Annotated in this window: 19 protein-coding genes; 10 read left to right on the top strand and 9 right to left on the bottom strand. The window is 66.5% G+C overall.

The window, feature by feature from the left end:
* Positions 1 to 257 precede the first annotated feature (257 nt).
* Positions 258 to 1,199, top strand: a complete 942-nt coding sequence (locus tag L8F97_RS06235; RefSeq protein WP_242147617.1) for a phosphatase PAP2 family protein — start codon at positions 258 to 260, stop codon at positions 1,197 to 1,199.
* A gap of 70 nt (positions 1,200 to 1,269) precedes the next feature.
* Positions 1,270 to 1,548 carry a hypothetical protein gene (locus L8F97_RS06230; RefSeq protein ID WP_242147615.1) on the top strand — a complete coding sequence of 93 codons (279 nt, stop codon included), beginning with the start codon at positions 1,270 to 1,272 and terminating at the stop codon, positions 1,546 to 1,548.
* Between the two features lie 155 nt (positions 1,549 to 1,703).
* Here L8F97_RS06230 and L8F97_RS06225 read toward each other — a convergent pair whose 3' ends face one another.
* Both L8F97_RS06225 and L8F97_RS06220 read right to left on the bottom strand, forming a co-directional pair.
* A complete protein-coding gene (locus L8F97_RS06225) occupies positions 1,704 to 3,191 on the bottom strand; it encodes a S41 family peptidase (RefSeq protein WP_242147613.1) in 1,488 nt (495 codons plus the stop codon).
* 71 nt (positions 3,192 to 3,262) lie between these two features.
* Complete coding sequence (locus tag L8F97_RS06220) at positions 3,263 to 3,703, bottom strand: winged helix-turn-helix transcriptional regulator (RefSeq protein ID WP_242147611.1); 441 nt, start codon at positions 3,701 to 3,703, stop codon at positions 3,263 to 3,265.
* Positions 3,704 to 3,773: 70 nt separating this feature from the next.
* On the opposite strand from L8F97_RS06220, the gene L8F97_RS06215 reads away from it, so the two are divergent.
* Positions 3,774 to 4,601, top strand: coding sequence for an SDR family NAD(P)-dependent oxidoreductase (locus L8F97_RS06215; protein WP_242147609.1), 828 nt, complete (start codon positions 3,774 to 3,776; stop codon positions 4,599 to 4,601).
* A 197-nt stretch (positions 4,602 to 4,798) separates the two neighbouring features.
* Here the strand turns inward: L8F97_RS06215 and typA are convergent, their stop codons facing one another.
* The 5 genes from typA to L8F97_RS06190 all read right to left on the bottom strand — a co-directional run bounded on the left by typA (position 4,799) and on the right by L8F97_RS06190 (position 12,318).
* Entirely contained in the window at positions 4,799 to 6,634 is a 1,836-nt protein-coding gene (typA, locus tag L8F97_RS06210; protein ID WP_242147607.1) for a translational GTPase TypA, read from the bottom strand.
* Between the two features lie 155 nt (positions 6,635 to 6,789).
* Positions 6,790 to 9,375 carry a TonB-dependent receptor gene (locus tag L8F97_RS06205; protein ID WP_242147605.1) on the bottom strand — a complete coding sequence of 862 codons (2,586 nt, stop codon included), beginning with the start codon at positions 9,373 to 9,375 and terminating at the stop codon, positions 6,790 to 6,792.
* A gap of 194 nt (positions 9,376 to 9,569) precedes the next feature.
* Entirely contained in the window at positions 9,570 to 11,699 is a 2,130-nt protein-coding gene (ligA, locus tag L8F97_RS06200; RefSeq protein WP_242147603.1) for an NAD-dependent DNA ligase LigA, read from the bottom strand.
* A 144-nt stretch (positions 11,700 to 11,843) separates the two neighbouring features.
* On the bottom strand, positions 11,844 to 12,050 hold the full coding sequence (locus L8F97_RS06195; RefSeq protein ID WP_242147601.1) for a hypothetical protein: 207 nt from the start codon (positions 12,048 to 12,050) through the stop codon (positions 11,844 to 11,846).
* A gap of 61 nt (positions 12,051 to 12,111) precedes the next feature.
* Entirely contained in the window at positions 12,112 to 12,318 is a 207-nt protein-coding gene (locus tag L8F97_RS06190; RefSeq protein WP_242147599.1) for a cold-shock protein, read from the bottom strand.
* Between the two features lie 351 nt (positions 12,319 to 12,669).
* On the opposite strand from L8F97_RS06190, the gene L8F97_RS06185 reads away from it, so the two are divergent.
* Entirely contained in the window at positions 12,670 to 12,984 is a 315-nt protein-coding gene (locus L8F97_RS06185) for a hypothetical protein (protein WP_242147597.1), read from the top strand.
* A gap of 16 nt (positions 12,985 to 13,000) precedes the next feature.
* Here the strand turns inward: L8F97_RS06185 and recN are convergent, their stop codons facing one another.
* Together recN and L8F97_RS06175 are read right to left on the bottom strand one after the other, a co-directional pair.
* Positions 13,001 to 14,665, bottom strand: a complete 1,665-nt coding sequence (recN, locus tag L8F97_RS06180; RefSeq protein WP_242147595.1) for a DNA repair protein RecN — start codon at positions 14,663 to 14,665, stop codon at positions 13,001 to 13,003.
* A gap of 22 nt (positions 14,666 to 14,687) precedes the next feature.
* Entirely contained in the window at positions 14,688 to 15,488 is an 801-nt protein-coding gene (locus L8F97_RS06175; RefSeq protein WP_242147593.1) for an outer membrane protein assembly factor BamD, read from the bottom strand.
* A 144-nt stretch (positions 15,489 to 15,632) separates the two neighbouring features.
* Here L8F97_RS06175 and L8F97_RS06170 point away from each other — a divergent pair, with 144 nt between their 5' ends.
* The 6 genes from L8F97_RS06170 (at position 15,633) to L8F97_RS06145 (ending at position 24,615) form a co-directional block, all read left to right on the top strand.
* Positions 15,633 to 16,469, top strand: coding sequence for a class I mannose-6-phosphate isomerase (locus tag L8F97_RS06170; RefSeq protein WP_242147591.1), 837 nt, complete (start codon positions 15,633 to 15,635; stop codon positions 16,467 to 16,469).
* A 55-nt stretch (positions 16,470 to 16,524) separates the two neighbouring features.
* Positions 16,525 to 17,691, top strand: a complete 1,167-nt coding sequence (locus L8F97_RS06165; protein ID WP_242147589.1) for a glycosyltransferase — start codon at positions 16,525 to 16,527, stop codon at positions 17,689 to 17,691.
* A gap of 68 nt (positions 17,692 to 17,759) precedes the next feature.
* Positions 17,760 to 18,629 (top strand): Ku protein, encoded by an 870-nt coding sequence (locus L8F97_RS06160; protein ID WP_242147587.1) that lies wholly within the window; start codon positions 17,760 to 17,762, stop codon positions 18,627 to 18,629.
* 11 nt (positions 18,630 to 18,640) lie between these two features.
* Positions 18,641 to 21,148: a DNA ligase D gene (gene ligD, locus L8F97_RS06155; RefSeq protein WP_242147586.1), complete on the top strand. Its 2,508-nt coding sequence runs from the start codon at positions 18,641 to 18,643 to the stop codon at positions 21,146 to 21,148.
* 94 nt (positions 21,149 to 21,242) lie between these two features.
* Entirely contained in the window at positions 21,243 to 23,723 is a 2,481-nt protein-coding gene (locus L8F97_RS06150) for a circularly permuted type 2 ATP-grasp protein (RefSeq protein WP_242147584.1), read from the top strand.
* A gap of 1 nt (position 23,724) precedes the next feature.
* Positions 23,725 to 24,615: a transglutaminase family protein gene (locus L8F97_RS06145; protein ID WP_242148261.1), complete on the top strand. Its 891-nt coding sequence runs from the start codon at positions 23,725 to 23,727 to the stop codon at positions 24,613 to 24,615.
* Positions 24,616 to 24,653: the final 38 nt, after the last annotated feature.

The raw sequence follows: 24,653 nt of genomic DNA, 5'->3' as shown, positions 1-24,653 counted from the left end.
GATCTCGCAGCCGAGGCTCCCAGGGTGTTGCCGCTGGGATTGCGCTCCGTCAGGCGCGGCCGGCCTGACACGCCGGCTGATCCGCGACGCAAAGAGGGCGTACCGTCCGACAGCATGACGAGAATGTCACACGCGGGTCAGCAACGCGACGCGGGGGATCGTCCATAGCTGTCATTTCCCTGTAACGCGCGGTAGCAAGCGCGACCGTCCGGCATCGCTCCCGTGCCGCCCGGTAAAACTGGAGCGTCAGTCAGCCTGTGTTCGCCACCCTGTCCCTCCCCGCCAAATGGATCGCCGCGGGTCTAGCGCTGTCACTTGTCATGCTTGTGCTGCTGATGCGTAGCGCCGGCCTGTCGATCGATCCGTGGAGCCCGAGCAACCTGCCCTTTGCCGCAGCCGCGGGTATTGCGCTCGCGCTGCGCGTTGCGGCGCTGCGTCACCCGGTGCCGTGGCTGGTGCTCGTCGCGCGAATCGCGGGCTATTACGCGGTGCTCACCGCGATCGTGCTGATCGGCGCGGTATCGACCTATCCGCTGGCGGCGCTGTCGCACGGCTTCAGTGATGCGGCGCTTCAGCGGGCCGACCGGATGCTCGGGTTCAACTGGGTCGGGCTCTACGAGACGGTGGCGGCACACCGCAGCCTGCAGCTGCTCGGCACCGCCGCGTATCGCAGCATCTACCTTACCCCGGCGGTGATCCTGGCGTGGTTCGCCTGGGAGGGTCGCAGTGACGAGGTGTACCGGTTCCTGGCGACGTTTTGGCTGGCGGCCTTCCTGACGCTGGCGCTCTACCCGCTGATGCCCGCGATCGGCCCGCTGTCCTACCTCTGGCATGGCGCGCTGCCCTATCTTCCCGAAAGTGAGATCTGGCAGCAGGGGCTGATCCCCGCGCTTCGTTCGGGCAGCGACCGCGTCGTCGACCTGGGGCAGTTGCGCGGGATTGTCTCCGCGCCGAGCTTCCACACCGCCTCTGCCTTCGTCTACATCGCGGCGGGATGGCAGATCGTGCGGTTGCGCTGGGCGGTGGTGGCGATCGACGTCGCGATGTTGTTGTCGACGCCAATCGAGGGCACGCATTACCTTTCCGACATGATCCTCGGCATGCTGGTCGCGCTGGTCGCCATCGCGGTGGTCGGCTTCATCGCCGCCGAACGCCGCCGCCCTGCCGCCCCGCATGGGCTGCGACCGAGCCGGGTCTGACGCTTCGCTCTGGAGCGCGTTCGATTCACCTCTTCGCTTCGGGCGAAAAGCGGAAGGGAGCGGCACGAATGTGGCGGCGCCGCGTTTGGCACGTTCAGCCTTGGGAGTTAGAACGATGCATCACAACCCGCCGATGCCAAAGGAGTCCATCTCTCCGTTTCCGCTGAAGGCAGCGCAATCGGCGGAGCTTCAGGACACGCGGCACGATCTGGCAAAACAGGCTGCGGCCAACCTGAAAGCGGCAAAGCCGGTGACGCAACCCGAAGGTAGCAGCCGCTTGATCATGAGCCTTGCCGCCGGCGCGGCGGCGGTCGCTGCCGCGATGCTGTACTTCAACCGTTCGCGCTAAAGCGGGGTAACCGCCCGAAAGCATCAGCGCTACGCCCGCTCGGGTCGAGCACATGGCCAGAAACCGGACGTTCGATCGCATTGCGATGTCCTCCCCCGCGAGCCCGAACTGCCTACGGCGCGGGTTCGCGGGGGTAAACATGGCGCGTGGTCCGCTTAGAACAGCCCCGGCACGGCGCGTTGTGCCGGGCTGGGCCGGTTGGGTGCAACCAGCGTTTGCACCGGCGCATCCGCCGTGGTGAAGCGGATCGCAGTGTCGTGGACAGACGCGCTCGCGGTGCTTGCGGTGGTGCCGATCGCGGTGCAGCTCTTGCCCTCGATGTAGTCGAGCGACTGGCGGATCGAAGCCTCCTGCGGGTCGCCGAGCTTGTGGGTGAGGTCGTCGCCCGCCTGACAGGTCTTCTCCATCGTCGCGGCGAGGCCGTTAAAGTAGTTCGCATTGTGCGCCGCGTTCTGGAGCGCGAACGAGATTACGCGCAGCCGGTCGTCGCACGCCGCCTTGTCGAGCGCGATCTGGCCGACCGGCTTGCCATAGGTGTTGGTGCCGATCAGAGCGGCATTGGCGTGCAGGTACGGCGGGAAGGCGTTGATGACGAGTTCGCTCGCCGATGCCGTGCCGCCCATGCCGATAAAGGCGATCTTCGTGGGCGAGATCGACTGGGCTTGCGGGGCGAACAGGTCGGTCTCGTTCTCCGACGCCTTTTCCGGCCGGAACGTCTGATAGGCGAAGACGTCCGAGGTCGAGCGGTTGCCGCCAAGCAGATTGCCGAGCACCTGCGCGGTCGAGAGCAAACCACCGCCGTTGTAGCGCAGATCGACGATCACCTCGGTGATCCCGGCCGCGCGGAACGTGGCGAAGGCGTCCCGCATCGCGCCTTCCGCCGGCGTGATGAACGTGCGCAGGTTGATGTAGCCGACCTTGTGCCCGGCATCGTTGATCACGCTCGCGCCGTAGCGGGTCGATACCGGCGCGACATCGTAGGTGGTCTTGGTGAGCGTCACCGTGCGGGTGCCGGCGGCATCGCCAACGCTCAGCACGCGCGTCGTGCCATTGGTGTCGGGGCCGAGCGCATCGACCAGCCCCTGCGTCCCGCTCGCAGCCATGATGCTCGACACGCTCTGGAGGTTCGCGGCGCTCGTGCCGATCGCGAGGATCTCGGTGCCCCGGTCGATCCCGGCGGCGAGCGCGGGCGCACCCTCGAACGCTTCGGCGATGAACAGCCGGCGCGCATTGGTGTCGGCGGTCAGCCGTACGCCCAGACCGGCGCTCGATCCGGATGCGTAATAGGCATTCTCCGCCGAGATCGACGTGACATAGGTGAAATAGCGGTCGCGTCCCTGTGCGCGCGCGGTGGCGGTAAGACCGTCAACATAGTCGGACAGCGTCGAATACGGCGTCGGGTCTAGGCTGGCGGGCAGCGTCTCGGGGAACAGATACCACTCGTTGAGCTGCGCTGCCGCCCAGCTCTGCCGCTCCCGCAAGCTGCAGCCGGCGGCGGCGGTGGGGGTAGGGGTCGCGGTCGGGCTGGGCGTAGGGGTCGGCGTGCTGGCACTTGGCCCGGAGCCGCTACCGCCATCGCCGCCGCTGCACGACGACAGCATTGCGAGAACCAGCAAAGACGAAACGATGCGCCCACCAACCATGACATACTCCCCCTGTTGCGAGCAGCTTAGCCGATCATGTTGCGAAGGGAAGATGGCACGCACGCGCCGGATCAGCGCGTCGGCATTTCCAGCCCAATATCCATGTCGGTGAGCGGCATGCCGGTTTCCGCATCTACCACCACCGGGTGAATCGTGCGGCCGGTTGCTCGGTCGATCGGTCGGCTCGTCCCTTCGTCGCCAAAATGCGTCCGCGCCCAGCCGCCGAGCATCAGCAGGATCGACACATAGTCGCGCCCCGCTGCCGTCAGCACATATTCATCGCGCGGCGGCCGCTCGCTATAGCGCCGCCGTTCGAACAGCCCGGCCTTGACCAGCGCCGAGAGCCGGCGGGTGAGGATATTGGGAGCGATGCCCAGGCTCTTCTGGAACCCATCGAAGCGTGTCTGGCCGAGCCCGGCATCGCGCAGCACCAGCATGCTCCAAGCGTCGCCGACCCGCGCGATGCTGCGTCCGATCGCACACTGCCCACCGGAAAGTTTCTCTACGTCCATTGCAAAGAGATAGTCAGTACCTATTAAAACGCAAGTCACCTGGCGTCGTGCTGGGTGTCGAGGAGATTCCATGGCCAACGTTCTCAACGAAACCGCACTCGTCACCGGCGCATCCGCAGGCATCGGCGCGGTCTATGCCGACCGGCTTGCCGCCCGCGGTTACGATCTTATCCTCGTCGCGCGTGATACCGCCCGGTTGGAGGCGCTCGCCCGGCGGCTGCGTGACGAGACCGGCCGGACCGTTACCGTGCTGCGCGCCGACCTTACCGACTCTGCCGATGTCGCCACCGTCGCCGCGCGGCTTGCCGATGATGCGGGGATCACGCTGCTCGTCAACAATGCCGGCATGGCGCTCGACGGCGATCTTTTCACCGCGTCGGCCGCCGATGTCGCGCGGATCATCGCGCTCAACATCACCGCGCCGACCCTGCTCGCGCGTGCGGCCGGCAAGGCGTTCGTGGCGCGCGCGGCCGCCGGTCAGGCAGGCGGCGCCATCGTCAACATCGCGTCGGTGCTGGCACTGATGGCGGAGACGTTCGATGGCGTCTATTCGGGCAGCAAGGCCTATCTGCTCAACCTCAGCCAGAGCCTGGCCGCGCACTATGGCGACAAGGGGCCGTACGTGCAGGCGGTACTGCCCGGCGCGACGCGCACCGAAATATGGGAACGGTCGGGCAAGGATGTCGAAGCAATGCCGGCGGAGATGGTGATGGCGGTCGGCGATCTCGTCGACGCGGCGCTTGCCGGTTTCGATGCGCGTGAAACCGTGACGATCCCGCCGCTCGCCGATGCGGAGCTGCCGCGCTGGCAGGCGCTTGATACCGAGCGCCAGAACCTCGCCACGGTGCTGAGCCGCCGTGAGCCGGCCGCGCGCTACCGCAGTCCGGCGCAAGCCTAAATATGTTGAGGCCCGCCGCACTGTGGTGCCGCGGGCCTCGTCATCATTATGTTCGTTTTAGCTACATGCCGGTCATGACCAACATCGCACGGATGGTGTCGGGCCGCCGCGGCAAAGCCGCGTCGTCGGACGCCGCTTGAGCGACGCCGGCCGGGCCGCCTGAGCGGCCCGCGCCGTAGCTTGCGCTACGGCGACGGTCAGGCGGCCTTCGAGCGGCTCTGGCGCTTGCGCTCGTTCGGATCGAGATAGCGCTTGCGCAGGCGGATGTTCTTCGGCGTCACTTCGACCATCTCGTCGTCGTCGATATAGGCGATCGCCTGTTCCAGCGTCATCTTCTTCGGCGGGGTGAGGCGGATCGCATCGTCCTTGCCGCCGGAAGCGCGGAAGTTGGTGAGCTGCTTCGCCTTCATCGGGTTGACTTCGAGATCGCCGGTCTTGGCGTTCTCACCGATGATCATGCCCTCGTACAGCGCCTCGCCGTGGCCGACGAACAACACGCCGCGCTCTTCGAGCGGACCCAGCGCATAACCCTGTGCTTCGCCAAGGCCATTCGAGATCAGCACGCCGTTCTTGCGGCCCTCGATGGTGCCCTTGTGCGGGCCGTACTTCTCGAACAGCCGGTTCATGATGCCGGTGCCGCGCGTGTCCGACAGGAACTCGCCGTGATAGCCGATCATGCCGCGCGACGGCGCGGAGAAGGTAATGCGGGTCTTGCCACCACCGCTCGGGCGCATGTCGGTCATCTCGGCCTTGCGCAGGTTCATCTTCTCGACGACCGTGCCCGAATATTCCTCGTCCACGTCGATGATGACGACTTCGTAGGGCTCGGTCTTCTTGCCGGCCTCATCCTCGCCGAACAGCACGCGCGGGCGGCTGATGCCGAGCTCGAAACCTTCGCGGCGCATCGTCTCGATCAGCACGCCGAGCTGAAGCTCGCCGCGACCGGCGACTTCGAAGCTGTCCTTGTCCTCGCTCTCGGTCACCTTGATGGCAACGTTCGACTCGGCTTCGCGAGCGAGGCGGTCGCGGATCATGCGGCTCGTCACCTTGCTGCCCTCGCGGCCCGCCATCGGCGAATCGTTGACCGCAAAGCGCATCGACAGCGTCGGCGGATCGATCGGCTGGGCGTGGAGCGGCTCGCTCACGGCGGGGTCGCAGATCGTGTTCGAGACGGTCGCGGTGGTCAGGCCCGCGATCGAGATGATGTCGCCCGCGTTCGCCTCGTCGGTCGGCACGCGATCAAGGCCGCGGAAGGTCAGGATCTTGGAGGCGCGGCCGGTCTCGACCACGTTGCCGTCGTTGTCGAGCGCATGGATCGGCATGTTGGTCTTGACCGAACCCGAATAGACCATGCCGGTAAGGATACGGCCGAGGAAGTTGTCACGGTCGAGCAGCGTCACGAGGAACTTGAACGGGCCATCCGGATCGGCCGAGGGCGGCGGCACGTGATCGACGATCTTCTGGAACAGCGGGGTCAGCGTGCCTTCGCGGCGCGCGGGGTCCTCGCTCGCATAGCCGTTGCGGCCCGAAGCATAGAGCACCGGGAAGTCGAGCTGCTCGTCGGTCGCGTCGAGCGAGACGAACAGGTCGAACACTTCGTCAAGCACCTCCTGGATACGTTCGTCGGGGCGATCGACCTTGTTGACGACCACGATCGGCTTGAGGCCGAGCGCGAGCGCCTTGCCGGTCACGAACTTGGTCTGCGGCATCGCGCCTTCCGACGAATCGACCAGCAGGACGACGCCGTCGACCATCGACAGGATCCGCTCGACCTCGCCGCCGAAGTCGGCGTGGCCGGGGGTGTCGACGATGTTGATGCGGGTCAGCGTGCCGCTGCCGTCATCCCATTCGATCGAGGTCGGCTTGGCGAGAATGGTGATGCCACGCTCTTTTTCGAGGTCGTTCGAATCCATCGCGCGCTCTTCGATGCGCTGGTTTTCGCGGAACGTGCCGGACTGGCGGAACAACTGGTCGACGAGGGTGGTCTTGCCGTGATCGACGTGCGCGATGATCGCAATATTGCGAAGGCTCATGAAAATGCCCGATGCTTTGAGAGAGAAGAGATTGCGGGCGCCGATAGCTTAATTGGCGCCGGACGGGAAGGGGGCTGTCATAAAGCCTCCAAAACGAAACCGCCGCTCCCTTTCGGGAACGGCGGCCGGATCGCGTGTCCTGATGCGTCGGGCGATCAGAATTCGACGTTAAGCGAACCACTGATCGTGCGCGGCGAGCCGAGGTAGGTGAACGGCACGCTCGTGTAAGAGGAGTTCGAGTTCCCCAGGTTGCCGACGTAATATTCGTTGAACAGGTTGGTGACGTTCAACTGGAAGTAGGTGCGATCGTTAAGACCGGCCCAGCCCAGCGAGACGCGCGCGTCTAGATCAACGACCGTATACGCAGGCGCCTTGCTGCCGTAATACTGTGTCGTCGTCGGGTTGCGGATGTCGACGTTGCTGTACACCGGCAGATTCTGGTCGTTGATGTAGCGTGGTCCGGTACGCTTCGCTTGAATGCCGACGCTGAACGGTGCGACATCCACTTCGGCGCGACCACCGAACGTGTAGGTCGGCGCACCGGCTTCGCGCTTGCCCTTCGTGGCAAGGTAATAGTCCGCGCCGAGCGTGGTGCAGCCGAACGTGCCGTAGGTCACGTTTGTAGCGCCGCAGGTGCCGCCCAAGACGTTATCCTGAATTTCCGACTTCAGGTACGACCCGAACGCGTAGAGCGAGAGCGCCTTTACCGGCTGATACGAAATGCTGCCGTCGACGCCGTACTTCTTGACCTTGCCGAGGTTGCGGTAGGTCGTCTGGTCGAGCAGCGGATCGTACGACGAGGCAAGACGGTTGGTGAAAAGCGAGTACCACGGGCCGACCTGCGCCTGGATCTTGCTGGTGGTGTAGCGGATACCGGCATCGAAGTTGTCGGTCACTTCCGGCACCGGCGACTGGACGCCGACCGGGTAATAGAACGACTGGTACAGGTTATCCGTACCCGGAACCTGCAGGCCCTTCGAGTAGCTGCCGTACACCTGGAAGGCGCCCGCGAACTTGTACTGGATGCCCGCGCTCGGCAACGCCTTGTTGTAGGTGAACTGGCGGAACTGAGGGGGGGCAAAGCCGGTCGGAACCGCATTGCCGGCAGCGTTCTGGGTGAAGTTGTACGGGCCGGTCGCGCCGTAGGCCGCTACCGTAGCAGCATCGCCGGCGATACATGAGACGTTGCCGCTAACCGAGGTGGTGTAGCAATAGTTCTTCAGGTTGCGCTTGAACCACGGCACGCGCACGCCGGCAGTCAGCGACAGCGCGTCGTCGAAGAACTTGCCGCGATATTCGGCCGAAGCTTGATCGAGCACCGCGTAGGAGATGCGATTACGCTTTTGGACGGCGATGCCGTTCGAGGCGAGCAGAGGGCTGTTGAGCGGGAAGACGTCCTGCGGTTGGCCGTTCAGCAGCAGGTTGATGCCTTCGCCGCTCTGCCGGTGACGGCCGTAATCGTGCGAATAGGCGACGCGAACCGTCTGCGTGTCGGTGATGTCATAGCGCAGCGAGGCATTTATCGTCCAACGGTGCGTCACGGTCTGGCTAGTCTGATCGAGTTCGACCTTGTCTAGACGATCACCATCACCGTTCAGATCGCGACCGTAATAATAGTTGCCCGCGACGTAGCCGAGGTATCCGCCCGGGCCAGCCGTCTCGTTCGCGCTGACGCCATACGATCCGCCGTTTGCCTTGGTGTACTGGAAGTTCGGATCAACCGTGAGAACGAGGCCCTGCGCCAGAGTGAAGCGCGAGTTGATACGTACTGATCCCGTGTTCGATGGGTTTACGTTCTGTTCGTACAGCGTGCCGCAGGTGTTCGGGACATCGGCAACGCCGGCCTGCGGAACGTCGGTGGTGCAACGCGGGCTGTTGAATGCGAACGCTTCGGCGAGGCTGGACGGAATGCGGCCGCTCGACGTGCCGTTGACCGGCAGTGCCGGATTGTTGACGAGCCGGAAATCGGGCGTGTTGTTATTGCGATTGACGTTGTAACTGCCGGCTATCGAGATGAAGTCTCCGTTGGAGCCGATCGGCTGATAGATCTTGGCGTCGTATTCGTCCTTCTTGATCTTGCCGAAGTTCGAGAAGATCACGTCGTTGATGGCATTGTTGGCAGAGAACCAAGCCTTGGTGCCCCACGGGGTAAACACGCCGGTGTTGACCAGGCCGAAGATCCGATGAAAGTTGAAGTCGCCAATCGAACCCATCAGGCGTGCATGGAAGTCGTCGGTCGGCGTGATCGTGCGATAGGCGACGGTGGAACCCGAGGCCGAGGCGGTCGGGCTATCGATGTCGGTCGAACCCAGCGTGACGTTGACCTGGTCGATCAGTTCGGGCGCGATCTGCTGGTTTGAATACAGCGCGTAGTTGCCGGTGTCGTTGGTCGGAATGCCGTCGATCGTCTGCGAGATACGATCCGGACCGAAACCGCGGATGGTCAGGCGGCCCCCCGACGAGCCATATGGATCGTTGTTCTGGAAACTGACGCCCGGCATCTGGTTGATGATCTCGTCGATCGACTGGCCGGGAACCTGCTTTTTAATGAATTCCTGCGTCAGCACCTGACGCGTCTTGGGTGTGTCGGGAATCTGGATGCCCGCAACGGAAGTGTTGCGCGAACCCTTCACGACTATATCCTGATTATCGATGTCGGCGGCGCCGGTCGTCTGGGCGAGTGCCGCGCCCGGGACAAGCAGCGCAGCCGTCGCCACGCTAAAAAGCAGTGTATTACGCATTGGGTACCCCTGTTATCTTATCGCTTTGGCGGACACGCGATCATCTGGACGCGGCGTCTACGCCGTCACCCGGCCCCCTGACGTCCGAATGTTTAAGTAAAATGACAATGGGCTCATGCGCCAGCCCCGGATGCCGGTTAGTTCCGCTGCGTTGCAAAAAAACATCACACCGGCCGGGTCGGCCGCATGCCGTATCAGGTGCTGGCCGCCACGATCGCGGCCCAAGCCGCCTCGTCGATCACCTCGATACCGAGGTCGCCGGCCTTCTTCAGTTTGGAGCCGGCGCCCGGACCTGCGACCACCAGATCGGTCTTCGCCGAAACGGAGCCGGACACGCGCGCGCCCAGCGCCTCGGCTTGCGCCTTGGCCTCGTCGCGGCTCATCGTTTCAAGTGTGCCGGTGAACACGATAGTCTTGCCGGTGACCGGGGATTCGCGCGTTTCATGCACCAGTTCGGCCGGTGTGACCTGACCGAGCAGATCGGCGACCGCCTGCGTGTTGTGCTCTTCCGCGAAGAAATCGGCGAGCGCCAGCGCGACCTCGGGACCGATGCCCGGCGTTTCCACGATCGCCGCCAGCTCCCTGGCGGTGCGCGCCAGGAACTTCTCGTCGCTCTCGCCCAGTGCCGGCTTCAGGTCCACGCGCCGCGCCGCCATGCGCGCGATCATGTCTTGGAACGCGGCCCAGGTCCGGTATCGCCGCGCCAGGTCGCGCGCGGTGATCTCACCGACATGCCGGATGCCTAGCGCGAACAGGAACCGATCGAGCGGGGGCGCGCGCTTGGCGTCGATCGCGTCGATCAGGTTCTGCGCGGAGATCTCGGCCCAGCGCTCGCGCGCCAGCAACGCTTCCTTGGTGAGCCGGTAGATGTCGGCGGGGGTATGGATCAGCCCATCGCGGACGAAGCTCTCGACATTGGTGATGCCGAGCCCCTCGATATCGAGCGCATGGCGCGACGCGAAGTGCCGCAATCGCTCGACGCGCTGCGCCGGACAGATCAGCCCGCCCGAGCAGCGGAAATCGACCTCGCCCGGCTCGCGCTCGGCGGCACTGTGGCATTCGGGACACTGCGCGGGGAAGGGCCATGCCCCCCGCGATTCGTCCCGTGACAGATTGTCGACGATCTGCGGGATGACGTCGCCGGCGCGTTGCAGAACGACGCGGTCGCCGGGCCAGACGTTGAGCCGCGCGATCTCATCGGCGTTGTGCAGCGTCGCGTTGGTGACGACGACGCCGCCGACGGTGACGGGAGTAAGACGCGCGACCGGGGTGAGCTTGCCGGTGCGCCCGACCTGGATGTCGATCCGCTCCAGCGTGGTTTGCGCCTGTTGCGCGGGAAATTTGTGCGCGATCGCCCAACGCGGCGCCCGACCGACGAAGCCCAACCGCTGCTGCCAGTCGAGCCGATCGACCTTGTACACCACGCCGTCGATATCAAACCGCAGGTCCGCACGCTCGGCCTCGATCCGGGCATAGGTGGCAAGCGCGTCTTCCAGTGTCCCGCCCGGCCGGAACGCCTCGGCGACGGGGAAGCCCCAGGCGCGGATCGCCGCGATTACCGCGCTTTGCGTATCACCGGGCAAATCGGACGTCTCGCCCCAGCCCCAGGCGAAGAACCGCAGCGGCCGCTCGCGCGTGACGGCAGCATCCTTCTGGCGCAGCGACCCGGCGGCGGCGTTGCGCGGGTTGGCGAACTGGCGCGCCTCCCGCGATGTGCCTTCCGCCTCCGCCAGCAGACGCGCGTTCAATGCGGCGAAATCGTCCTTCGCCATATAGACCTCGCCGCGCACCTCGAACACGTCGGGCGCATCGTCGGGCAGCGTGGGCGGAATGTCGGCGATGGTGCGGACGTTGGCGGTAACGTCTTCGCCGATCTGGCCATCGCCACGGGTGAGCGCTCGAACGAGGCGGCGGTTCTCGTAGCGGATCGAACAGGACAGGCCGTCGATTTTGGGCTCGGCGGTGAGCGCCACCGCGTCATCGTCGGCAAGCTTGAGGTAGCGGCGCACGCGGCCGAGGAAATCGGCGACCTCTTCGGCGTTGAACGCATTGTCGAGGCTGAACATCGGCCGGGCGTGTGCGACCTTGGCGAGATGTCCGGCGGGCGCGGCTCCAACTTGGACGCTTGGCGAATCGGCGCGGATCAACTGCGGGAAGGCCGCCTCGATCGCGGCGTTGCGGCGCACCAAAGCGTCATAGTCGGCATCCGAAATCTCGGGGGCGTCGTCGGTATGGTACAGCTGGTTGTGGTGCGCGATCGCGGCGGCGAGCGCGGCAAGCTCAGCGGTGGCGGCGTCTTCGGTTTCGGGCAGCGGCGTCGGCATCGCGCCGGGCTAGCGGAGAGCGGGGCGGTGGATCAAGCGGCGATCCTGTCTCGGCCGCAATCCCTGTGCGTTCGCGTGGATATGGTCAGTCAGGCGCGCTCGGGGTGTTGCAGATGCCCGATCCCGACCACGCCCGGAGGCAGATCAATCGTCCGCCGTCATCTCAGCCGAGAGTTTTGCATCTTCGTTTACGCTGCGACGCTCGGCGGTTTTTTCGGCGCGGTTCGCCATCTCGTCCCAGGCTTTCGCGGCGCGCAGCCAACGATCACGGACGTTGTCCAGCTTGGCGGATGCGGCGTCGGCATGCGCCTGACGGGCACGGTCCTGGTAGAACATTACGGTGGTGTTCATCGCGCGTCTCCTTGAAAGGGGAAGGTCGAGCGGCGCCGCTTATCGACGCCGCTCGGTCCGTTTACGCTGCGCTCAGATTGACGGCGGACACCTTGCCGCGACGATCCTGCTCCAGTTCGTAATTCACGCGCTGCTCGCGGTCGAGCGTGCGCATGCCAGCGGCTTCAACCGCGCTGATGTGGACGAAGGCGTCGTTGCCGCCGTCTTCCGGCGCGATGAAACCATAGCCCTTGTCGGCGTTGAAGAATTTTACGGTGCCAATCGGCATGAGTGTACTTCCTTGAGAATCGACAGCGCTTGAAAAGCGTCGCCGCAGGGCCGGGATCAAAGGCGGGCGCGCCGTCCGGCCCTGGCCGGCGTGCCCGATGACGTGGCGCTCAGCCGATCGGCGAGCACGCGCGTACGATCGCCAAGTGGCGGTCGCACGAAACCTGAAAGGAGCAGTGGAGAAACAAGAACCGCATCCGTCGCTGTAACAAGCGGGAGCGCGGGAGGTCTCTCAGTCCCGGCGATGCTTGTGGGCGAATTCGCGGGATGCCGGTGTTGTAGCACGCCCGGTGTGCGCTGTCGCCCTCTAATGCTGTTGGGCGGGTGTGCGTCTCATGGTAGGGTGTCCGCAATGCTGTTGCTGCTCGCCCTGTTGGCTCAGGCCGTGCCCATCGGTGCGTCGCCGATCGGCGAGGCCGGTCCGAAGGTCGCGCCGCCACGCTGTCGCGGCGGGACCGATGCGAACGGCGAGATCATCGTGTGCGGGCGAACCGATCCCGAGCAGTTCCGGCTGCGGCCGGTGCCGGACGCGTACCATCGCAACAACGGGCCCGGGCTGGGCTTCCGCGTCGGCAGCGTCGACGGTAACGCCTATGTCGCGCAGGAAACGACGCCGGACGGCAAGCCCGACAAGCGCATCATGGTGACGTTGAAGAAGGCGTTCTGATCGCTCGAACGCGGGCTCAGGCCGTCTCCAGCAGCCGTTCGGCCTGCGCGCGCGCCTCCGGCGTGATGGTCGCGCCGGACAGCATGCGCGCAATCTCCTCGCGGCGTTCGGCATCGTCGAGCGCGCGCACGCCAGTGCGGGTGACGGTGCCGTCGTGACTCTTGGCGATCAGCAGGTGCTGGTGCCCGCGCGCCGCCACCTGTGGGCTGTGCGTCACCACCAGCAACTGCGTGCGGCGGGCGAGCCGTGCCAGCCGTTCACCGATCGCACTCGCCACCGCACCGCCGACGCCGCGATCGATCTCGTCGAACACCATCGTCGCGGCGGCACCTTCCTCGGCCAGCGCGACCTTCAGCGCGAGGATGAAGCGCGACAGTTCGCCGCCCGAGGCGATCTTGACCAGCGGCGCGAACGGCGCGCCCGGATTGGTCGAGATCTCGAACTCGACACGGTCCTTGCCGCTCGGGCTCCACTGCGCGGGCGACAGCGGCGCGACGACGGTGCGGAAGCGCGCCGCGTCGAGCTTCAGCGGTGCGAGTTCCCCCTTTACCGCCGCGTCAAGCCGCGCGGCGGCAAGCGTACGCGCGGCTGTCAGCGTGGCGGCGGCATCGTCATAGGCGGCGGCGGTCTCGGCCACTGCGCGCTCCAGCGCCGCGATCCCCGCCCCGCCGCTTTCCAGCAGGTCAAGCCGCGCGCCGAGCTGCTCGGTCAGTTCCGTCAGTGCATCGGGCTGGACGCGGTGTTTCCGCGCCAGCGCGCGCATGTCGAACAGGCGCGATTCGTCCGCCTCCAATTGCGCGGGATCGAACGCCATATCACGTGCGGCGGTATCGATGCCGTCCTGCGCGGCGCTCGCCTCGTTGATCGCGCGGTCGATCGCCTCCAGCGCCTCGGCCAGCGCCTCGTGATCCTCCGACAGCCGTTCGAGGATGCGTGCCGCCTGCCGCAGCCGCGCGAGCCCGCCGTCGGATCCGTCGAGCAGATCCGCCACCGCCTGAAGGTCACCGGCGATCTTCTCGCCGCGCTGCATGCCGGCGCGGCGGGTGGCGAGTTCCTCCTCCTCGCCAGGCTCGGCGGCGAAGCCGCGCAACTCGGCGACGGCATGTTCGAGCCATTCGCGATCGCGCTCCTGCGTGTCGAGATCGGCGCGTGCCGCCAGCAGCGCGTCTTCCGCTTCGCGGAACGCGCGGTGCGTGCGGGCAGCGGTGCCGATGTCGATTCGCGCGAAACTGTCGAGCAACGCGCGGTGGCCAGTGGCGGCGAGCAGCCCGCGATCGTCATGCTGGCCGTGGATCTCGACCAGGTGCGTGCCGAGTTCGCGCAGCAAGGCGGCGGGTGCGGGGGAGCCGTTGACGAACGCCCGGCTGCCGCCATCGGCCTTCACCACGCGGCGCACGATCAGTGGCTCGCCCGGCTCGACGTCGAGGCCATTGTCCGCGAGCAACGCAGCGATCGGGCCGGCGCCGTGTGGCGTATCGAAGACGGCGGTCACCACCGCCTGTGCGGCACCCTGGCGCACCAGGCCCGAATCGCCCCGCGCGCCCAGCGCCAGCCCAAGCGAATCGAGCAGGATCGACTTGCCCGCGCCGGTTTCGCCGGTGAGGACGCCGAGCCCTTCGTGGAAATCGAGGTCGAGTGCCTCGATCAGCACCACGTCGCGAATGGATAGCGAGGTCAGCATGTCAGCCCCTACGGCCTGACGATCAGGCCTTCTTCGCAGCCGGCTTGACCGGATGTTCCTGCATCAGCTTGTACGCACGTTGATACCACGGCGTTCCCGGATAGTTCGCGCCGAGCACCGCCGCCGCCTTCTCCGCCTCTTCGCGCGTACCGAGCGCGAGATAGCATTCGGTCAGCCGCATCAGCGCCTCGGGCGTATGCGTGGTGGTCTGGTACTCGTCGATCACGGTACGGAAGCGCATCGACGCCGCCAGCCACTGGCCGCGCCGTTCGTAGAAGCGCCCGATCTCCATCTCCTTGCCGCCAAGGTGATCGCGCACCAAATCGACCTTCAGCCGCGCGTCGAGCGCGTATTTGCTGTTGGGATAGCGCCGCATCAGTTCGCCCAGCGCATCGAGCGCCTGTTGCGTGATCTTCTGGTCGCGCGTCACGTCGCTGATCTGTTCGTAATAGCCGAGCGAGATCAGGTAATAGGCATAGGGCGCATCGCGGTTGCCGGGGTGGACCGACAGGAAGCGCTGCGCCGCCTGGATCGAATTGGTGTAATCATGCGCGAGATAATAGCTGAACGCGCTCATCAACTGCGCGCGGCGCGCCCAGATCGAATAGGGGTGCTGGCGCTCGACCTCGTCGAACAGCGCGGCGGCTATCTTGTACTGGCCCATATCGAGCCGCTTGCGCGCCGCCGTATACAGCGTGCCAACGTCGCGCGCGACATAGGGAATATCCGCGTTCGCCTTGCCGCGACCGGCACAGCCGGCGACAGGAAGCGCCGAGGCGGCAATGAGCGCAAGCGCGATCGAGCGAGACAGTGGGATACGCATCGCGTGCACCCTTAGCCGAACGCCGGACGCGCTAACAATCCCCCTCAAAAAAAGCCGTATCCGCGCCGCGTTTCGGCCACGGATCGGATGGCGGGAGCCGTGCGTTGCCGCTAGGACAACCGCGAAACGAATATGGGACATCCGATGACGGCGACTCTTCTGGCAACCAAGCGCGTCGAAAAGCCCTGGGGCAGGCACGACCTGTGGCCCGGCTTTCCCGATCCGGCACCGGATTCACCGCCAATCGGTGAGGTCTGGTTCCAGACGCCCCATGCCGGTGAGCCCGAACTGCTCATCAAATATCTGTTCACCAGCGACCGGCTGTCGGTGCAGGTCCATCCCGATGATGCCGAGGCACGCGCCGCCGGCTATCCACGCGGCAAGGACGAGGCGTGGCTGATCCTCGCGGCCGAGCCGGATGCGACGATCGCGCTCGGCACGCTAGAACCGATGACCAAGGACGAGCTGCGCGCGGCGTCGCTCGACGGGTCGATCGAGCACAAGCTCGACTGGAAACCGGTGAAAGCGGGCGAGTTCTATTATTCGCAGGCCGGAACCGTCCACGCGATCGGCAAGGGGCTGACGGTGATAGAGCTTCAGCAGAACGTTGATCTCACCTATCGCCTGTACGATTACGGCAGCGACCGCGAACTGCACCTCGATGCCGGCGTCGCCGCGTCGAACCCGGTCCCGTTTGTCCCGCTACCCACGCCTGCGCCCGATTCGGTGTCCGCGGGCAAGGACCGCACGATCCTCGCCGAAGGGCCGAAGTTTGTGATCGAACGGTTCGGCGGCGGCGCGCGCGACATCACGCTGCCGGACGGGGTGATGGCGTGGCTGGTGCCTGTCACCGGTTCGGGCGTGGCGGACGGCGTGGCATGGAAAGCCGGCGAATGCGTCACGCTGACCGGTGCGTGTCATGTCGTCGCGGAAGCCGGTGCCGACGTGTTGCTGACCTATCCCGGCGACAAGCGGATCTGAGCTAGGGTGCGCTCCGGCAGCGCACCCTTAACCTTCGGGCGCTAGGGCGGGCGGCATGCTCCGCGTCCTGACCCTCGCCACGCTGTTTCCGCACGCCGCCGCGCCGAACCTCGGCGTGTTCGTCGAACGGCAGACACTTGGGCTTGCCGCGCACCCCGCCGTTGATCTGCGGGTGGTTGCGCCGGTCGGGCTCCCGCCCTGGCCGCTGTCTCGACACGGCCACTACGCGCCGCTCGCCGCGCTGCGGGCGCGGGAGACGTGGAAAGGGCTGGACGTGCGCCGCCCGCGCTTCACCACCGTGCCGGGCACGCGCGGTCGCTTCCACGCCGCGGCGTTGACGCGTGCGCTGGTGCCGGTGCTGACCGACCTCCGCCGCGATTTCGCGTTCGACGTGATCGACGCGGAGTTCTTCTTCCCCGACGGTCCGGCGGCGGTTGCGCTCGGTAGGCATTTCGGTGTGCCGGTGTCGATCAAGGCGCGTGGCGCGGACATTCACCATTGGGGCACCGCGCCCGCCACCGCCCGGCAGGTGATCGCGGCGGGACAGGCGGCGGACGGGCTGCTCGCGGTATCGCAGGCGATGCGGGGCGACATGGCGGCGATCGGCATCCCCGAATCGAAAATTCGCGTTCATCACACCGGCGTTGATCTCGATTGCTTCGCGCCGCGCGAGCGGACATCGGCGAAGGCCGCCCATGGCGTGACCGGGCCGCTGGTCGTCTCCGTCGGCGCGCTGATCCCGCGTAAAGGGCATGACGTGGTGATCGACGCGGTCGCTGCGCTGCCCGGCGTCGCGCTGCTGATCGCCGGGTCGGATGGAGCGCGGGGCATGCTGGAGGCGCAAATCGCCGCGCTTGGGGTCGGCGACCGGGTGCGGTTGCTCGGGCCGATTCCGCATGGTGATCTCCCGGCGCTGGTCGCGGCCGGGGACGTGATGGCGCTCGCCTCCTCGTCCGAAGGGCTCGCCAATGCCTGGGTCGAGGCGCTCGCCTGCGGAACCCCGGTCGTCATCACCGATGCCGGCGGCGCGGGCGAGGTGGTGACCGAACCCGGCTACGGGCGGGTTGTCGGGCGTGACGCGTCGGCGTTCGCACGCGCGATCGCCGACGTGCTCGCCGCCAAGGTCCCACCCGCCGCGGTGCGCAAGGGCGCGGAGCGTTTCACCTGGGGCGCCAACACCGAGGCGCTGTACGCGCACCTGCACGCGATCGCCCGCCACTAAACAGGCGACCGCTGGAACGACTCCGCGCGCCGCGAATTGAATCGGTTTCGTAATGAAGGAACCGGCACATGGCGGCACGCGCATATTGGCAGGGGCAGATCCGCCTCGCGCTCGTCTCGATTCCCGTGGAGATCTACAGCGCCACCAAATCGGGCGCGCAGATCAGTTTCAAGCAAATCCACGAACCGACCGGCAAGCCGATCCATTATGAGAAGGTGGTCACCGGCGTCGGCCCGGTCGACACCGACGAGATTATGAAGGGTTTCGAGTTCGAGAAGGGCAATTACGTCCTGCTCGAACAGGACGAGATCGACGCGGTGAAGCTCGAATCGAAGAAGACGCTGGAGCTGACCCAGTTCGTCGATGCCGACGAGATCGACGTGCTCTACTACGAAAAGCCGTATTTCGTGGTCCCCGCCGACGATCTTGCCGAGGAAGCGTTCATCGTGCTGCGCGAGGCGCTCAGGCGCGCGAAGAAGGTCGGTTTGGGGCAACTCGCCATGCGCGGCCGCGAATATGTCGTCAGCCTCAAACCCTGCGGGCGCGGCATGGTGCTGGAGACGTTGCGTTATGCCGACGAAGTCCACAAGGCGCAGGGGTATTTCCGCGACATTCCGGAAAGCAAGCCGGACGACGATCTGCTCGATCTCGCCGAGACGCTGATCTCGAAGAAGTCGGGGCCGTTCCACCCGCAGGAGTTCCACGATCGTTACGTCGATGCGCTGAAGCAACTGGTCGAGCGCAAACGCAAGGCCAAGGGCGGCAAGGTGGTCGAGGAGGCCGAGGGCGACGCGCCGAAGAAGGGTGGATCAAACGTGGTCGACCTGATGGCGGCACTGAAGAAATCGGTCGAGAGCCGTAGCGGCGCGGCTGCGGACGAGAAAGCGCCCGCCAAAAAGGCGCCAGCGCGCAAACCGGCGGCGAAAAAGCGCGCTTGAGGCGAAGTGGCATGGCGACCCCCGATCCGCTCGAACGCTACAACGCCAAGCGCGACTTCGCGAAGACCGCCGAGCCCGCCGGTACGCTCGCCCCCGGCCACGGCAATCGCTTCATGGTGCAGAAGCACGACGCCTCGCGCTTGCACTGGGATTTCCGGATCGAGGTCGACGGCGTGCTGAAAAGCTGGGCGGTCACGCGCGGCCCAAGCCTCGATCCCAATGAGAAGCGGCTGGCGGTGCGGACCGAGGACCACCCGCTGTCCTACGCCGATTTCGAGGGGACGATCCCCAAGGGCGAATATGGCGGCGGCACGGTCATGCTGTGGGATGACGGCACCTGGGCGCCGGTCGCGGGCAAATCCGCGAAGGATATCGAGCACGGCCATCTCCATTTCGTCCTGAATGGCGAGCGCATGAAGGGCGAGTGGCTGCTGATCCGCCTCAAGCCGCGCGGGAAGGAAAAGGCCGAGAACTGGCTGCTCCGCAAGATCGACGATGCGGCGGCGGGCGCGACCGATGCGTTGGTCGAAACCGCGCTGACCAGCGTGAAGACCGGCCGCACGATGGCGGAGATCGCCGAGGGCGCCAAACCGCACCGTCCAGCCGCAAGTCCGTCGAAGCGCGCCAAACCCTCGCGCACCAAAGCCGTGCGCGGGGCGGCCAAGGCCTCGCGCACCGGCAAGGCGCCCGATTTCCGCGCGCCGCAGCTCTGCACGCTGATCGATGCGGTCCCGACGGGGTCGGGCTGGCTGCATGAGGTGAAATACGACGGCTACCGCGCACTCGTCGCCATCGCCAACGGCAAGGCGAAGGTGTTCACCCGCAGCGGCCTCGACTGGACCGACAAATTCCCCGGCATCGCCGAGGCGGCGGCGACGCTCGACGTGGCCGACGCTCTGATCGACGGCGAGATCGTCGCGTTCAAGGACGGTCGCCCGGATTTCTCCACCCTGAAGGATGCGATCTCGGCTGGCGGCGAGATGACGTTCTTCGCCTTCGACCTGCTTGAGATAGATGGCGAGGATATTTCGGGTCTTAGCAATATCGATCGCAAGGAACGGCTGCGCCCGCTGCTCGCAGGTGCCGACGCGCGGCTGCAATATTCTGAACACATCATCGGCAGCGGTGAGCAATTGTTTGAGACGATGTGCCGCGAAGGCTATGAAGGCGTCGTCTCCAAGCGCGCGGATGCGCCCTATCGCGGCAAGCGCACCACCGACTGGCTCAAGATCAAATGCATCCGCCGGCAGGAGTTCGTCATCGTCGGCTGGTTGCCATCCGACAAGGGGCGCGGATTTCGCTCGCTGCTGCTCGGGCTGCATGGCCCGGACGGGCTGATCTATGCGGGCAAGGTCGGCACCGGCTTCAACGCCGCGTTGATCGACGATCTGTCGGGCAAACTGGCGAAGCTGGAGCGCAAGACCGCCACCGTCACCGCGCCGCGTGCGATGGTGCGCGGCGCGCGTTGGGTGACGCCCAAACTCGTCGCCGAGGTGGCATTCGCCGAGACGACGCCCGATGGGGTGCTGCGTCATTCGAGCTTCATCGGCCTGCGCGAAGACAAGGCGGCGGCCGAAGTCGTGGCCGAGGTACCCGTCCATGCCGATCCGCCCTCCGCGAAGGGCAGGAAGGCAAAGGTGGCGGCTGTCACCCCCGCAATTCACGTCACCGTCAGCAGCCGGGAGCGGCTGATCTTCCCGGAATCGGACGTCACCAAGGGCGATCTCGCCGATTATTACGCGCAGGTCTCGGGCGTCATGCTGCCGTGGGCGGGCAACCGCCCGATCAGCCTGGTGCGCTGCCCGCAGGGGCGCGGCAAGGCGTGTTTCTTCCAGAAGCATGATGCGGGCAGCTTCGGCGATCAGGTTCATCAGGTGCCGATCCTCGAAAAGGATGGTTCGACCGAGAACTACCTCTATGTCGTCGATGCCGATGGCCTCGTCGCTTGCGTACAGATGGGCACGATCGAGTTCCACGGCTGGGGATCGTCGGTCGCCACGCTGGAGCAGCCCGACCGCATGGTGTTCGATCTCGATCCCGACGAGGATCTCGGCTTCGAGATCGTGCGCAAGGCGGCGGAGGATCTGAAAGAGCATCTCGCCGAAATCGGCCTCGTCAGCTTCGCGATGCTGTCGGGTGGCAAGGGCGTGCATGTCGTCGTGCCGCTTACCCCGCAGGCGGAGTGGCCGGCGGTGAAGGACTTCGCCGATCGCTTCTCGCGTGCGCTTGCCGCCAACGAGCCGGAGCGGTTCGTCGCCACCATGTCCAAGGCGAAGCGCAAGGGCCGCATTTTCATCGACTGGCTGCGCAACCAGCGCGGGGCGACGGCGGTGCTGCCCTATGTGGCGCGTGCCCGCGCCGGTGCGCCGGTGGCGGCACCGGTGAGCTGGGCGGAATTGCGCGACCTTACCCATGCGAACCAGTGGGGCGTGCGCGACGCGGCTGCGCTGATCGAGCGCGCCGGCAGCCGCGCGCTCGCCGGCTGGGGCGTGGCGGATCAGGTGCTGCCCGATCTGTGAACAGCGGTTGCACGCGCGGCGGCTTTGTGGGACGCGACGAGCGGGCTATGATGCGTTGGTGACACCTGCGCACTGCAAAAGGGGCTGACCTGACGTGCCGACGCTGACCGCGACGAGCCTGCTCGATCCGTCCGTTCACGCGCGGCGCTGGATCGCCGACTATTGCACCAAGGGTCGCGCCGGCGACGTGCTGTGCGACGCGTCCGACAGCGCGGCGTGGGCGGCGATGCTGGAGGAGATCGTCACCGTCGGCGGCGACGATCTGGAGGGTGCGCGCGAACGCGTGCAGCACCATGCCGAGGATATCGGCACCGGCTTCCGCATCGCTGGTGAATCCGAGGAACGGCCGTGGCCGCTGTCGCCGGTGCCGTTGCTGATCAAGGGCGACGAGTGGGCGCAGATCGCCGCCGGCATCGTCCAGCGCGCGGACCTGCTCGAACATGTCGTCGCCGATCTCTACGGTGAGGCAAAGCTGGTTGAAAAGGGGTTGATCCCGGCCGCGCTCGTCACCGGCAGCCCGCATTTCCTGCGGCCGATGGTCGGGCTGGAACCGACCGGCGATCACCACCTGTATTTCGTCGCGTTCGATCTCGGGCGTGGGCCGACTGGCGAGTGGCGCGTGCTGGCCGATCATCTGCGCGCACCCGCCGGTGCCGGCTATGCGCTGGAGAACCGGCTGGCGATCAGCCGTGCGGTCGGCGGGTTGCAGACGCGGCTGAACATCGAGCGCCACGCGCCGTTCTTCGCCGCGTTCCGCGACGGCCTCGCCGCCGCCTGCCGCCGGACCGAGCCGCGCATCGGCCTGCTTACGCCCGGCCGCTACAGCATCTCCTACGCGGAACAGGCGCATCTCGCGCGCTATCTCGGCTTCCTGTTCGTCGAGGGTGCCGATCTCGCCGCGCTGGAGGACAAGCTGTACGTCCGCACGATCGGCGGACTGAAGCGCATCGATGCTTTGTGGCACCGCATCGACCCGCGCCTGCTCGATCCGCTCGCGTTCGATGCGCATTCGCAGATCGGCGTGCCGGGCCTGATCGACGTGATGGCCGCGGGCAATACGCTGGTCGCCAACGCGCCGGGCGTCGGCGTGCCTGAATCCGCGGCGTTCGCGGCGTTCCTGCCGCGCATCTGCGCGCGTGAGACCGGTCGCGACCTCCTCCTCCCCAACATCGCGACGTGGTGGTGCGGGCAGGACCGCGCGCGCGCCACCGTGATCGAGGATTTCGGCAACCTGCTGATCGGCCCCGCGTTCGGCGTGCAGCCGCAGGGGATGGACGGGCTGCGGCCGTTGCCGGGCGCCGAGATCACCGGGCAGGCTCGCGCGCGCCTGCTTGCCGATATGGCGCTGCGCCCGCAGGATTATGTCGGGCAGGAGATCGTGCGGCTGTCGACCATGCCAGTCGTTACGGAGGCCGGGCTCGTCCCGCGCCCGTTCACGCTGCGCGTGTTCGCGGCGCGCGGGGCGGACGGCCAGTGGACGGTGATGCCCGGAGGCTTCGCGCGGATCGGTGCGGAGCCGGACGTGCGCGCGACGGTAATGGGCGAGGGCACCTGGTCCGCCGATGTCGCGATCCACGGATCGGACCCGGTCGATGCGGTGTCGCTGCTGCCGCCCGCCGACACCGTGCACATCCGCCGCAACCCCGGTACGCTGCCGAGCCGGGTGGCGGACAATTTCTTCTGGCTCGGTCGCTATCTCGAACGCGGCGAGGCGTTGCTCAACATCATCCGCGTGATGCTCGGCAATTCGATCGACGCGGATGCCGGCGGTGCCTTGGGCGTGGAGACGATCCGGCGACTGGTCGCGCTGGTGGTGAACGGCGGTGCCGCTAGCAAACCCGCCAGCCTTAAGCGCGCCGACCTCATCCAGTTCGCCCGCACCGCGCTGGAAAGCGAGGACACGCACAGCGTCCGCGCCATCAACCGCTCGGCGCGCGGCATCGGCAAGGGCTCGCGTGACCGGCTCGCGGCGGATTTCGTGCGGCTGCTCGATGCGCCGTATCCGACGCGCGGCGGCATGCTCGACCGTACCGGCTCGCTGCAACGCCGCTACGCCGCGCTCGCCGGGTTGTCGGCGGAGCATATGGGGCGGACGGCGGCGTGGCGGTTCCACGATCTCGGCCGCCGGATCGAACGCGCGCTGACGATGGCGCGCGCGGTGCCCGCGTTCGGCATGACCGGCACCGGCGTCGACGATCTCTCGACCCTGCTCGACCTCGCCGACAGCCAGATCAGCTATCGCCAGCGATACCTGACCGGCATCGCCCGCGTGCCGGTGGTCGATCTCGTCGCGCTCGATCCCGGCAATCCGCGCAGCCTCGCCTACCAGATCGAGCGCATCGTCGAGCATCTCGGCGCGCTGCCGGTGCTCGGCGACGACGGCATGGCGGAGGACCAGCAGGCGCAAGCCAACGCGCTGCTCGCCGCCGTGCTGACCGCCAGCGCCGCGCAGTTGAGCGAGCCGGCGCTGAAGAAGATCGAGCAGCAACTCTATGCGCTGTCCGACGCGATCGCGCGCCGCTATTTCCTGCAAGGCGCCGAGCCGCTCCGCGCCGCCGGCATGACGCTTGCCTGATATGATCTACGACATCCGCCACATCACCCGCTTCGACTATCAGGGTCAGGCCAAGTTCGCGCGCTGCAACCTGCGGCTGAAGCCGGTGGCGTGGCCGGGGCAGGACCTGCTCGAGTATCGCTTGGTGATCTCGCCCTCGGGCCGCACCTATCCGACCCGCGCCGAGGGCGGGCTTGCCAACGTCATGCGGCTGGTGGTCGAGGAACCGGTCAAGTTCCTGTCGATCGACAGCATCTCGCGCGTCGCGGTCGATCGGCCCGCTCCGATACCCGCCGCCGACGATCCCACGCTGGCCGAAGTCGCGCAGGCCGCACGCGCCAGCCGCGATCCCTCCGCGGTGGGGCCGGCGGGCTATCTGTTCCCATCCCCACGCATCCCGCTCGACCGCGATATCGGCGACTATTGCGCGCTCGATCTCCAGCCGGATCGCGGCGCGCTGGAGGCGGGCATGGCGCTGTGCCAGCGTATCCGCCGCGAGTTCAAATTTGATTCCGATGCGACGCTGATCGACACGTCGCCGCACGAGGCGTTCGTCCAGCGCGCCGGCGTGTGTCAGGATCTCGCGCAGATCATGATTACCGGCCTGCGCACCGCCGGTCTGCCCGCCGCCTATGCTTCGGGCTATATCCGCACCATCCCGCCGCCCGGCAAGAAACGGCTGGTCGGTGCCGATGCCACGCACGCCTGGGTGCTGCTATGGTGTGGTGCGCGGATCGGCTGGGTCGGGCTTGATCCCACCAACGGCATCTGGATGGCGAACGACCATATCATCATGGCGGTCGGCCGGGATTACGGCGACATCGCGCCGATCGACGGTATCGTGCTGGGCGCGGGCGCGCAAAAGCTCGACGTCAGCGTCGACGTCGCGCCGGAGATGGAAGCGGCGGCGTAACGCGACAATTGCGTTCGGCGCGCCGACGCACCAAATGG

This window comes from Sphingomonas sp. BAUL-RG-20F-R05-02 (genome assembly GCF_022662305.1).
Classification (GTDB): Bacteria; Pseudomonadota; Alphaproteobacteria; order Sphingomonadales; family Sphingomonadaceae; genus Sphingomonas.
This window is presented reverse-complemented; position numbering and strand designations above follow the sequence as displayed.